A 12,034-nucleotide genomic window follows, 5' to 3' on the forward strand; every position below is an offset into this window, starting at 1 on the left:
GCCTCTTGCTTGCGCCTTTTGTAAATATCAGACTTTATAAGTTTCACGCGATAAGTATTCTTCTAATTCTACGAGAAACGGATACCCTCCTCTTGCAGAGGACGGCAAAGCCATTTCTTATAGAAGAGCTACAGCTTTATTTTGAATGATTTCTTCGTTAGCGGATAAAGCCATTTCACGCCGCTCGGCGTAAGGGTATCCGCAACAAGGTGGGATAAATAGCCGAGCATGGCCACGATTGCAACGCCTTCGATTTGCAGCTGGTTCTCGAGTCCCCAGCCGATCGCTCCCCAGATGGGAACCGCCCATACCGTGTGAGTCATGCCGCGGTGCTTAAGCCACGGCACCCATGCGGCAAATAATCCGAATCCAATCAGCCAGTTCATCTGATAGTAATAACCGGCATACATGACGATGCAGCCTACGACGCTGGCAAGCACATTCCGAATGATGCCTTGCTTGGCAATCAGGCCGAGCAGGAACATCGCAGCGGCAACGCCGATGTAAACAGCCGAAGGACTACGGTCGGTGAAATAATAATAGCAGACGATGCCTGCAAGCAAGAAGCCAGACCAAAGGGTGAGCTCGCGGATGAGCTTGGATAATTTGCTGAGCTTGGTGCTCAACATGCTTGGACCGTCAAGATCTGCGCATAAGGCGGAGAATCCGGCTACGGCGATGTATAAAGCGGCATGTTCCAACGTAAAGGGATAACACACGGATGCGGCCGCGCCCACGGCGGCTCCGATTGCAAGATGGGTCTTTCCTGTCATAATGCCTCCTGTGACTGACGATGATTGCGAACGGATGCAGCGGATGATTATAATTGCTCGCGATTGACTTGTTCATTGCGCACCATTTGCTCCAGCTTCTCAACGAGCCGGTCATGCGAAGGATTCTTTTTGCGGAATCCGAATAAGCGTTTCCGGTTTTGCTGCTTGAGCAGTTCGAGCAGATAGAGCTTTTCTTTCAGTGTAAACATGCGGGCATGCAGCCTCCTAACTGACAGGGCTCTCGGCCGCAGTCGATTCTTTGCGATAGACGCTTGGCGTCATTCCGGTGCACCTTTTGAACAAGGCATTGAAGGAGTGGATGTCCTTGTAGCCTACCATCTCGGCGATCGTGCTGATTTTGAGGGTAGATCCGCGCAGCAGCTCCTGGCTTTTTTGAATCCGGACATTTTGGAGATAACGATGAAAGCTCTGCTTCGTATATTGCAGGAAAAGGCGCTGCAGATGGCGCTCGCTCCAGCCGCTTGCCATGGCAAGCTTTGTGAGCGTAAGCTCCTCGCCGTAATGCTGGTCAAGCTCATTGAGAAGCAGGCTGAAAGCCGTTTGACGCGGCGCAGGCGCAGGGCTGCTGTCCTCCATCGAGCGCTGAAGCATAATGAGCAGCTGCAGCAGCAGGGAATGCAAGTAATCCGCCGAGCCGGTACGCGGAAGCTCAAACTCACGGTGCATGGCTAGAAAAAGCTTCTCGTATTGGTCATTGGTATCCATGCAGGAATAATAGGGACATCTTCCGCCTTCCATATCCGCAATGAACTGCATGCTGCGGTAATCGGAAGCGAACGCACTCAGCTTATGCAGAAGCAGCGGTGAAAAGACGCAGTTGAACACGCTTAACGGATTGTTTGTTTTGCTAGAGGAAAGCGGCCTGAATACATGAGATATGCCGATCGGGATGAAAAACACCTGTCCTTTTCGCACCTTATGCACTTGATCACCGATATGATGATACCCTTCACCTTCCGTTATATATACGCATTCGAGAAAGTCATGGTCATGATAAGGACTCATTATGCTCTCGGCAGCCCGATTAATATAAAGCAGCTGGTTGTTCTGGAAATAGTGCTCGCCGCGGTACGTTTCTAAAGGATGGTTCATCCTGCAAGCGCTCCCTATCCTATTTATTGTTCGGCCTCTAAAGCTGTCCGAAATACCCCATCATATTGTCCGTTTTGCCTGCAAATAGATGACTGTGCTTTTTTATAATTATAGAGGAAAGCAGCAAAGCAAGGAAGGCGAACACGCAAAAATGAATACAGGGAGGATTCGAATATGTTTATCGTTAAAGATACGAGAGTCGAATATCAGAAAAACCCGGTCGGTATCGGTACGGCAAGCCCGAGGCTGAGCTGGAAGCTGGAAGCTGCGGAGCGGGGGACAAGTCAGAGCGCCTATGAGATTGAGCTTGCGGAAGAAAAGGATTTCACCCGTTTAATCTGGCAGTCGGGTCGTGTGGAGTCGAGCCAGTCGGTACTGGTAGAGCTGGATTTCCCTCTAGCAGAATCTTGTAAGCGCTACTACTATCATGTGCGTGCTTGGAATCATAAGGATGAGCTATCGCCGTGGTCGGAAGCAGGCTATTGGGAGATGGGGCTGCTCCATTCGGAGGAATGGTCGGCGGATTGGATTGCTGCGCCGCTCGAGCTGCTTCCTGCTCAGGCTGAACCGCTGCCGCTTCTGAGAAAAAGCTTTGAGCTTTCCGGGACGGTAAAGGAGGCGAGACTGTATGCGACGGCGCTTGGCATATATGAGCTGGAGCTGAACGGCCATCGGGTAGGCGATAGTTATTTTACGCCAGGCTGGACCAGCTACGGCCATGCGCTTCAGACTCAGACCTATGATGTTACCGAGCTGCTTGCAGCAGGCGGCAATGCGATCGGCGCGTGGCTTGGCAATGGATGGTACAAGGGGTATTTGGGCTGGGGTGAGCAAAACCGTCTGTATGGCGACCGCTTGGCGCTGCTGCTGGAGCTGCGGATCGTTTATTCCGACGGGAAGGAAGAGCGAATCGTTTCGGATGACAGCTGGACCGCTGCAGTCGGACCGATTCAGGCATCCGAAATTTATCACGGCGAAACGTATGATGCGCGCCTCGAGCGGGATGGCTGGAGCACTGCCGGTTATAACGAGGCTGGCAACGACTGGCACGCGGTCGAAATCGTACAGCATTCGAAGGAGATATTGAAGCCTCAGATCAATGAACCCGTTCGCAAGCAGGAGCAGCTGAAGCCTCTGGCTTTCATTACGACGCCGAAGGGAGAGCGCGTGCTCGACTTTGGCCAAAATATGGTCGGCTGGGTGCGATTCTCGGTCGAGGGCACGGCAGGTACCGAGGTTTCGCTGCTGCATGCCGAGGTGCTGGATCATGAAGGGAACTTCTATACCGAAAACCTTCGTTCGGCGAAGCAATGCATTCGTTACGTGCTTAAAGGCGGCACGAAAGAGATGTATGAGCCCCGATTTACGTTTCAAGGCTTTCGGTACGTCCAGCTTGTTGGCTTTCCCGAAGAGCTTCAGATGGAGGATTTCACTGGCGTAGTCCTTCATTCGGACATGGAGGAAACCGGCCAATTCGCATGCTCGGAGCCGCTGGTCAATCAGCTCCAGCATAATATCAAGTGGGGCCTCAAGGGCAACTTCCTCGATGTGCCGACCGACTGTCCGCAAAGGGACGAACGATTGGGCTGGACGGGCGATGCGCAGATGTTTATCCAGACAGCCTCCTACTTGACGAACGTTGCTCCCTTTTTTACGAAATGGCTGCGGGACTTAGAGGCAGATCAGACCGAGGAAGGCGGGGTTCCGTTCGTTGTGCCCCATGTCTTGAAGGATCATGAGCGCTCGTCGGCTGCATGGGGAGACGCGGCCGTTATTTGTCCATGGACGCTGTATGTGTGCTACGGCGACAAGCGAATTCTAGCCGAGCAATTCGACAGCATGACCGCTTGGGTCAAATACATTCGCCGGCAAGGCGAGAATGAATTTTTGTGGAATACGGGCTTCCACTTTGGCGATTGGCTGGGGCTCGATGCCAAATCCGGCGATTACATCGGAGCAACGGACCGTGATCTCATTGCAACGGCGTTCTACGCTTATTCGGTATCAATCGTGCAGAAGACAGCCGTGCTGATTGGCCGAATGGAAGAAGCTGCCGAATACAAATTGCTGTACGATCAGATTGTGGCTGCGTTCCGTGCGGAATTCGTCACAGCCTCAGGAAGGCTTGCTGTGCCTACGCAAACGGCGCAGGTACTCGTCTTAATGTTCGGCCTGCTGGATGAGAAGGGAGAACAGCGCGCGATTGCCAAGCTTGCCGAGCTGCTGGAGCAAAGTGACTTCCATCTTACGACCGGTTTTGTAGGGACGCCGTATTTAAATCATGTGCTTAGCGCTTTCGGTCAGAACGCGGCGGCTTATAAGCTGTTGCTCCAGCAATCCTATCCATCCTGGCTGTATCCGGTAACGAAAGGCGCGACGACGATCTGGGAGCATTGGGACGGAATCAAGGAGGATGGAAGCTTCTGGAGCAAGGATATGAATTCGTTCAATCACTATGCTTATGGCGCGATCGGAGATTGGATGTACCGGGTAGCGGCTGGCATTCAAACGACGGAGGAAGCGCCTGGCTATAAACGGAGCGTCATTGCTCCGCAGCCGGGTGATGGGCTTGATTGGGCGGAAGGCATCCTTGAAACACAATATGGCGAACTTCGTTCGAGATGGGAAAGAGCAGGAGACGGAGCCTATTCGCTGGAAGTAACGATTCCGGCGAATACAACGGCTTTAATCAAGCTGCCATCGGCGTATGATCAGGAGATCGTAACCGAAAGTGGAACGAGGCTACAAGATTCGGCAGGCGTACTAACCGTTTCTCAGTCGGAGACGGGCGTTGTCATTGATGCCGGTTCAGGCAGCTACCGATTTGAATGGTTGAAAGAAGCGTAATCGGATAGACGAGCGAAGAGGACTCACCCAGCCACCCGAAACATGTTATAATGTGCTTTAGGACAAATAGGGCTGGTGGGATGATAATGGATAATCAGGTTACCGCGGCATGCGATGATTCATGCGCAGGCTCGGAAGAAAATATAGAGAGCGTAAGAAGCAAATTGATACCGGAAACAACAGCTGGCGAGCTGGCAGACCTGTTCAAGGCGCTTGGCGATCCGACACGGGTGAAGATGATACATGCTCTCGTGCAATCAGAGCTTTGCGTACATGATCTGACTCAGGTGCTCTCCATGGGGCAATCTGCGGTTTCCCATCAACTGCGGCTGCTTCGGAATATGCGGATCGTAAAGCGGAGGAAGGTCGGCAAGACCGTCTTTTATTCGCTAGACGATGATCATGTGGAGCAAATATTTTTACTAACGCTTCAGCATTTGAAGCATGAATAATGGGTTGAAGTGAGACTGCTCTACAGGGTATTTACMTGTCGGGGCAGTCTTTTATTTATTTTATAAACGAGTGTAGGTAAAAGAAATGGAAATCAGCACTTTATTTTTACTAAAAATAAAGTATAATTTTACTTGGGCTTCAAGGATAGCCTGCATACAGCCATGCTGCGTCATACATCTATGAGTTTCAATTTATTATAGGAATAGACCCGCGAAACAGTCTGCCAAACGTTGTCGTTCTATTGTAAACGCGCACATAATCTGGCATATTGAATGTAATGAGGCGGTTACGGGAAGGAACGGGAGTATGGCTACGATTAAAGATATTGCTCAGAAAGCTAAGGTTTCGATTGCGACGGTGTCACGGGTGCTTAATTATGACCCCGGCATCTCCGTTGCGGACGAGACGCGCAAGCGCATATTTGAAGCGGCGCAGCAGCTGAACTACAAGACGCTGCGGCAGCGCAATGGTGTGGCGGTCAAGGATCGTTACCGGGTCGGGCTAGTCAACTGGTATTCGGATCAGGAAGAGATGCTGGATCCGTATTATATGGCGATTAGGCTTGGCATTGAGCGTGAGTGCTTTCAACGCCAGATCGACCTGGTTAAGCTGTTTTTGCACGGTGAGCCGGACGGGAAAGAGTGGACCGGTGAAGCATTCGACGGCATCATTGCGATTGGCAGGTTCGAGAAGGAAGATATCGCAATATTTCCGGGAGGCTTGGACAATATCGTATTTGTCGATTCTTCGCCTGACGATAATCGGTTCGACTCGGTTGTAATCGACCTTCGCAAGTCCGTTTCGGAGGTGCTCGATTATCTGACGGGACTTGGCCATACGTCTATCGGGTATATTGGAGGGCATAATATGGTCAATCAGAAGCGGGTGCGGGATGAGCGTGAGCTTGTTTTCATGGAGCGGCTTACCGCTCAAGGGCTGTTCGATCCGAAGCTGGTCTATACGGGAGAGAATCTCTATTCCGAGGATGGCTACAAGCTGATGAAGCAGGCGATTGCCCAAGAGAAGCTTCCCACAGCCTTTTTTATCGAAAATGATTCGATGGCAGTAGGCGCTCTCCGCGCCCTGCATGAAGCGAGCCTGAAGGTGCCTGAAGACATATCTATCGTTGGCTATAACGATATCGCCATCTCGGCTTTTTTGCAGCCGCCGCTGACGACAGTCAAGGTCCACATGGAGCATATGGGTGAGACCGCGGTTGAGCTGCTGACAGATCGGCTTGCCGCCAAACGCGAAATCGCCAAAAAAATCGTATTGCCGACTTGCATTCAAGTACGCGAGAGCAGCGGACAGCTTGTGAGGAAATAGCTGTTTCACTGCTATTAGTTTGAAGAGGCTCCAGACAAAGAGTGGAGGTGGCAGGCTTTGTCATTGCAGTTGAACGGACAAACATTGCTGCCGGCAGTCCATAAGCTGAAGGATGTGGAGGCCGTTCTTGCCTCCCCTTTTTCATATATGGTACTGCTGGGCGGACATTTGGGACAAATAAAAAACATTGTCGATTTGGCCAGCCAGCATGGCAAAAAAGTGCTGCTGCATGCCGATTTGATCGACGGTCTGAAAAACGATGAATACGCGGCGGAGTTTCTATGCCAATCGATACGGCCGGCAGGCCTTATTTCGACTCGTTCCAGCGTAATTGGACGGACCAAGCAAAATGGTCTTATCGCAATTCAGAGGCTTTTTCTCATTGATTCGGATGCGCTGGAGCGGAGCTATACGGTGCTCGATAAAAACCGTCCTGATTTTATTGAAGTATTACCGGGTGTGATCCCTGATATTATGCGTGAGGTTAAGGAGCGGAGCGGCATTCCGATCATTGCAGGAGGCTTAATTCGAACGCAGGAGCATGTCAAGCAAGCGCTGGATGCAGGGGCTTCAGCGATAACGACATCGCGCAAGGAGCTTTGGAGAGCAGCAGAGGAAACCCAACCGTAATGGTGAAGGAGGAATAATGATGAAAACCTATATGCTGTCGCTTGATCAGGGGACAACTAGCACAAGAGCGCTGCTCATCGATCGCAGCGGCACCATCGTCAGCATGGCTCGCGAAGAGCTGCCGCTCACTTATCCACATGCCGGATGGGTTGAGGCGGATGCCCTGTTTATATGGGAATCCACGAAGAAGGTCATTGCCGAGGTATTGGACAAAACAGGCGTATCTGCCGATCAGATTGCGGGCATAGGGATTACGAACCAGCGGGAGACGACGGTGGTATGGGACAAAGCAACGGGGGAACCGGTCTACAACGCTATCGTATGGCAATCACGTCAAACGGCAGCCATTAGCGACAGGCTGAAGCAGGAAGGATATGCCCAAACGTTTCATGAAAAAACAGGCTTGCTTATCGACGCTTATTTCTCAGGCACGAAGGTGCACTGGCTGCTGGAGCAGGTGGAAGGAGCGCGAGAGCGTGCGGAGAAGGGCGAGCTGCTGTTCGGTACGATCGATACCTGGCTTATTTGGAACCTGACAGGCGGAGCAGTACATGTGACGGATGTATCCAACGCCGCTAGGACGCTTATGTTCAACATTCATGAGCGGAGCTGGGATGAGGAGCTGTTAAGCATTTTGCAGGTTCCGAAAGAAATGCTCCCTGACGTGCGCTCATCATCAGAGGTATACGGACAAATGGATGAGAAGCTGTTCGGCTGCTGCATTCCGGTAGCAGGAGCAGCTGGGGATCAGCAGGCTGCTTTATTCGGCCAGAATGCCTATGAAGAAGGCAGCACCAAAAACACCTATGGAACAGGCTGTTTCATGCTGATGAATACGGGAACCAAAGCGATCGTATCCGAAAAAGGGCTGCTTACGACGATTGCTTGGGAAATCGACGGCAAGCTGGAGTATGCGCTTGAGGGCAGCGTTTTTGTCGCAGGTGCGGCCATCCAGTGGCTGCGCGACGGCCTGGAATTAATCGAATCGGCGACGGAAACCGAAGGGCTGGCGGGGCAGGTTGAATCGACGGACGGCGTATATATCGTTCCTGCCTTCGTCGGACTTGGAACGCCTTATTGGAATAGTGATGTTAGAGGAGCGGCATTTGGCCTGACTCGCGGTACGACCAAAGCACATTTCGTTAGGGCGGTGCTCGAGTCGTTGGCCTATCAGACAAAAGATGTTCTCTCCGTGATGGAGGAGGAGTCGGGTCTGCCGCTGCAATCGCTGTCGGTGGACGGAGGAGCGGTGAATAACAATTTGCTGATGCAGTTCCAGAGCGATCTGCTCGGCGTGCCGGTTGAACGTCCCGTTATTAATGAGTCAACCGCGTTAGGCGCCGCTTATTTGGCCGGGCTTGCGGTAGGCTTCTGGGAAAGCCGTGAGGAGCTGGCGGGGCTTAGACAGGTTGATCGCGTGTTCGAGCCCGAAATGGAAGAGGAGCGGCGAGCTGAGCTATACGGAGGCTGGCATCGCGCGGTGAAAGCGGCCATGGCTTTTGCGCAATAATTATGGTATACTACGGCTAAGTTAATAACGGTTGGAGATCAGGAGAAACCACGAAGACCGCTTCCATACCCTTTTTCGGGGCAGGAAGCGGTTTGAGTGGTTTTTTTGACGTATAGGAAAAATATGGGTTTGCTCATCCTTACTCTATACGTTTCGCTGAAACGATGGCGTCTATTGAAAGGACGCCGTCAGGCGTTTCTTCTTATTAAATTCATTAATTCGCGAGTAGCGATGGGGTTATCGCAGAACAATAGATGCATGAGAACTAGGAGGAAATTAGAATGAAAAGCAAACTCGGTAATGGGGATTTTGCCGCGCAAAATCGTGAGCAGGTATTGGAGCACATGCAGGAATCACAAATAGATGTCCTGGTAATCGGCGGCGGGATAACTGGTGCGGGAATCGCGCTTGATGCTGCAGCGCGCGGCATGAAGGTGGCGCTCGTGGAGATGCAGGATTATGCGGCAGGAACGTCAAGCCGTTCGACGAAGCTTGTTCACGGCGGATTGCGTTATTTGAAGCAATTCGAAGTCGGCGTCGTGGCTGAGGTAGGAAAAGAGCGGGCAATCGTTTACGAGAACGGGCCGCATGTAACGACACCGGAATGGATGCTGCTGCCGCTTTACAAAGGAGGTACGTTCGGCAAATTCTCGACCTCGATCGGCTTGCGTGTCTATGATTTTTTGGCTGGGGTGAAACGGAAAGAGCGCCGCGAGATGCTGAGCGCTGCGGATACGCTGTCGAAGGAGCCGCTGCTTAAGCGCGATGGGCTGAAGGGCGGTGGCTATTATGTGGAATACCGCACGGACGATGCTCGTCTGACGATTGAAGTCATGAAAAAAGCGGTCGAAAAAGGCGCGCTGGCCGTCAATTACGCGCGGGTAGAAACGCTGAGTTATGGCAATGATGGGATGATTACCGGCGCGTTGGTTAAAGATAACATCAGCGGCGCACAATATGAGCTTAAAGCTGCCAAAATTATAAATGCGACAGGTCCTTGGGTGGATGATATCCGCGAAATGGACGGCTCAAAAAAAGGAAAAACGCTTCGTCTGACCAAAGGCGTTCATCTCGTATTCGACAAAAGTAGATTTCCGCTGCGCCAAGCGGTTTACTTTGATACACCGGATGGCCGTATGGTCTTCGCGATTCCACGCGCCGGCAAAACCTATTTCGGTACGACCGATACCAATTACAAAGGCAACACCGTCAATCCGGTCATGACGCTGGAGGACCGAACTTATTTGCTGCAAGCGGTCAACTTCATGTTCCCTGAGCTAAAGCTTGTAGAAAGCGATGTCGAATCAAGCTGGGCAGGCCTTCGTCCGCTTATTCAGCAGGAAGGGAAATCGCCTTCGGAAATTTCTCGGCGCGATGAAATTTTCGTATCCGATTCCGGGCTGATTTCTATTGCAGGGGGCAAGCTGACAGGCTACCGCAAAATGGCTGAGACCGTTGTCGATAAAGTGGTGGAGCTGCTCGGGCAGGAAGGAAGCGGCTTGCAGTTTGCCAAAGGCGATACGAAATCGATTCCGATGTCAGGCGGAGACTTGGGCGGATCGGGCGGATTCGAGTCCTTTGTGAACAAAAAAACAGCGGAAGGCTCCAAATTCGGCTTCTCAAAAGAAGAGTCGAAGTTTTTGGCGGAGCGTTACGGCTCGAACGTGGATCAGTTGTTCAAGCTTGCGCAGAGCACAGCTGAATGGGCGGTTGCGTTCAAGCTTCCGTTAATGCTGGCGGTTCAGCTTCGCTACGCGATAGAAGCGGAAATGGCTGTGAAGCCTGCTGATTTCTTCATTCGCCGTACCGGCGATCTTTTCTTCCGGATCGACCATGTGAAGCAGTGGAAAGAAGCGGCGATGTCGGCTATGGCGGAGCTGCTTGGCTGGAGCGAGGAACAGTATGCTGTCTACTCGGCAGAGCTTGAAGAGAAGCTTGTAGAGGCCGTTGAGCCGCTTCGTAGCTAATTGTTCACGGTTGTATGCTCGTGTTGTAATAACGGTAATCAGAGACGCAGACATGCGTCTCTTTTTGCTTTTTGATGAGTGATTCGTATCGCAATCATCAAAAATGGTTGCAACGGAGGCATATATTACATATAATACATATGAGCACATGTTCATATGTTATCGGGATACGGGTAGTATTAATGAAAAGATCCGCTAGGAAGCAGACTAAGCGAGTCTGGGCGTCGGGAACGGGGGAGAATGAGATGAGCAATCCATCGGACAGAGAGCATGAGGGAAAAGAAAAGAAAGTGGATAATGAAAGCGGGGATGGGCTGCATGAGCATAACCATGAGGGAGAGTCCTGCAGCCATTCGCATGGCTACAATCATGATGAAACAGGAAAGCAGTCACTAAAAAGCGGAAAGCACAGCCAAGCCGGACATAGCCATAGCGGTCACCAACATGGCCATCATCACGGGCACTCGCATGGCCATCACGGGCATTCTCATGCACCTAACAACAAGGCCGGCCTGCTGATCGCATTGATCATTACGGCGGGAATTATGGTGCTGGAATTTGTAGGCGGCTTGGTAACGAATTCGCTCGCGTTATTATCCGATTCCGGACATATGCTGAGCGATACAGCAGCGCTGGCTTTAAGCCTTGCTGCGATGTGGTTCGCAGTGCGGCCGAGATCCTCCAGCCGTACCTACGGTTTTCATCGGTTCGAAATATTGGCGGCGCTGCTGAACGGGGTTACACTTTTCGTCATTGCAGCGTTCATTGTGGTCGAGGCGATTAAACGTTTCGGCGAACCTCCGACTGTAGCCAGCGGAACGATGATGATCATAGCAGGGATCGGCTTGCTTGCCAATCTGGCGAGTGCTTGGTTCCTCATGCGGAAAGCTGACGTAAAGGACAATTTAAATGTGCGAAGCGCATATTTGCACGTGCTAGGAGACGCAATCGGCTCAGTAGGAGCGATCATTGCCGGTATTCTGATGTCGTTATTTTCCTGGTACATTGCCGATCCGATTATTAGCGTCATCGTCGCGCTGCTCATTCTAAAAAGTGCATGGGGCATCATTAAGTCGACGGTGCATATCCTCATGGAAGGTACGCCTGCCAATGTGGATGCGGAGCAAGTCGAGAAGACACTGCTTCGTATTCCGGGAGTAAAAGATGTGCATGACCTGCATATTTGGACGATTACCTCGGGGCTTGATTCCTTAAGCTGCCATCTCACGGTAGACGATTCCGTCGATTGCCAATCTGTGCTGCAGCAAGCGATCAGTCAGATTGCGGATGAATTTCACATTGAGCATACGACGATTCAAGTAGAGAAGTCTTTGCTGAAGCATTCTGAATGTAAAGTGTAGGCTGCATTTTTAAAATAACATGACGAAAACAGCAGGCACGGCAGCTTAGTCGAT

10 protein-coding genes are annotated in these 12,034 nt (G+C 51.5%); 7 read left to right on the plus strand and 3 right to left on the minus strand.

Translation table 11 applies throughout. The annotated features are described in order from the left end of the window. Positions 1-128: 128 nt before the first annotated feature. Genes AB4Z29_RS20475 through AB4Z29_RS20485 form a run of 3 tightly spaced genes read right to left on the minus strand, consistent with a single transcriptional unit; the run spans position 129 to position 1,886 of the window. On the minus strand, positions 129-773 hold the full coding sequence (locus AB4Z29_RS20475) for a metal-dependent hydrolase (RefSeq protein ID WP_441944849.1): 645 nt from the start codon (positions 771-773) through the stop codon (positions 129-131). 47 nt (positions 774-820) lie between these two features. Then, complete coding sequence (locus AB4Z29_RS20480) at positions 821-982, minus strand: hypothetical protein (protein ID WP_441944850.1); 162 nt, start codon at positions 980-982, stop codon at positions 821-823. A gap of 16 nt (positions 983-998) precedes the next feature. Beyond that, positions 999-1,886, minus strand: coding sequence for a helix-turn-helix domain-containing protein (locus AB4Z29_RS20485; protein WP_441944851.1), 888 nt, complete (start codon positions 1,884-1,886; stop codon positions 999-1,001). 174 nt (positions 1,887-2,060) lie between these two features. Here AB4Z29_RS20485 and AB4Z29_RS20490 point away from each other — a divergent pair, with 174 nt between their 5' ends. The 7 genes from AB4Z29_RS20490 to AB4Z29_RS20520 all read left to right on the plus strand — a co-directional run bounded on the left by AB4Z29_RS20490 (position 2,061) and on the right by AB4Z29_RS20520 (position 11,980). Further along, entirely contained in the window at positions 2,061-4,733 is a 2,673-nt protein-coding gene (locus AB4Z29_RS20490; protein WP_441944852.1) for a family 78 glycoside hydrolase catalytic domain, read from the plus strand. 86 nt (positions 4,734-4,819) lie between these two features. Next, the gene (locus tag AB4Z29_RS20495; protein ID WP_183570261.1) at positions 4,820-5,185 is read left to right on the plus strand and encodes an ArsR/SmtB family transcription factor; all 366 of its coding nucleotides are present in this window, start codon (positions 4,820-4,822) and stop codon (positions 5,183-5,185) included. Positions 5,186-5,492: 307 nt separating this feature from the next. Next, positions 5,493-6,512, plus strand: coding sequence for a LacI family DNA-binding transcriptional regulator (locus tag AB4Z29_RS20500; protein WP_441944853.1), 1,020 nt, complete (start codon positions 5,493-5,495; stop codon positions 6,510-6,512). 63 nt (positions 6,513-6,575) lie between these two features. Beyond that, a complete protein-coding gene (locus AB4Z29_RS20505; RefSeq protein ID WP_441944966.1) occupies positions 6,576-7,142 on the plus strand; it encodes a glycerol-3-phosphate responsive antiterminator in 567 nt (188 codons plus the stop codon). Between the two features lie 19 nt (positions 7,143-7,161). Next, complete coding sequence (glpK, locus tag AB4Z29_RS20510) at positions 7,162-8,652, plus strand: glycerol kinase GlpK (RefSeq protein WP_441944967.1); 1,491 nt, start codon at positions 7,162-7,164, stop codon at positions 8,650-8,652. A 281-nt stretch (positions 8,653-8,933) separates the two neighbouring features. Continuing rightward, on the plus strand, positions 8,934-10,619 hold the full coding sequence (locus AB4Z29_RS20515; protein ID WP_441944854.1) for a glycerol-3-phosphate dehydrogenase/oxidase: 1,686 nt from the start codon (positions 8,934-8,936) through the stop codon (positions 10,617-10,619). A gap of 245 nt (positions 10,620-10,864) precedes the next feature. Next, positions 10,865-11,980, plus strand: coding sequence for a cation diffusion facilitator family transporter (locus tag AB4Z29_RS20520; RefSeq protein ID WP_441944855.1), 1,116 nt, complete (start codon positions 10,865-10,867; stop codon positions 11,978-11,980). Positions 11,981-12,034: the final 54 nt, after the last annotated feature.

It is taken from the genome of Paenibacillus sp. 2TAB23 (assembly GCF_052115165.1).
Lineage (GTDB): Bacteria > Bacillota > Bacilli > Paenibacillales > Paenibacillaceae > Pristimantibacillus.

Coding starts and splice junctions, on each gene's coding strand:
- AB4Z29_RS20475 (WP_441944849.1), bottom strand. CDS start 773: ATGACAGGAAAGACCCATCTTGCAATCGGAGCCGCCGTGGGCGCGGCC.
- AB4Z29_RS20480 (WP_441944850.1), bottom strand. CDS start 982: ATGTTTACACTGAAAGAAAAGCTCTATCTGCTCGAACTGCTCAAGCAG.
- AB4Z29_RS20485 (WP_441944851.1), bottom strand. CDS start 1,886: ATGAACCATCCTTTAGAAACGTACCGCGGCGAGCACTATTTCCAGAAC.
- AB4Z29_RS20490 (WP_441944852.1), top strand. CDS start 2,061: ATGTTTATCGTTAAAGATACGAGAGTCGAATATCAGAAAAACCCGGTC.
- AB4Z29_RS20495 (WP_183570261.1), top strand. CDS start 4,820: ATGGATAATCAGGTTACCGCGGCATGCGATGATTCATGCGCAGGCTCG.
- AB4Z29_RS20500 (WP_441944853.1), top strand. CDS start 5,493: ATGGCTACGATTAAAGATATTGCTCAGAAAGCTAAGGTTTCGATTGCG.
- glpK (WP_441944967.1), top strand. CDS start 7,162: ATGAAAACCTATATGCTGTCGCTTGATCAGGGGACAACTAGCACAAGA.
- AB4Z29_RS20515 (WP_441944854.1), top strand. CDS start 8,934: ATGAAAAGCAAACTCGGTAATGGGGATTTTGCCGCGCAAAATCGTGAG.
- AB4Z29_RS20520 (WP_441944855.1), top strand. CDS start 10,865: ATGAGCAATCCATCGGACAGAGAGCATGAGGGAAAAGAAAAGAAAGTG.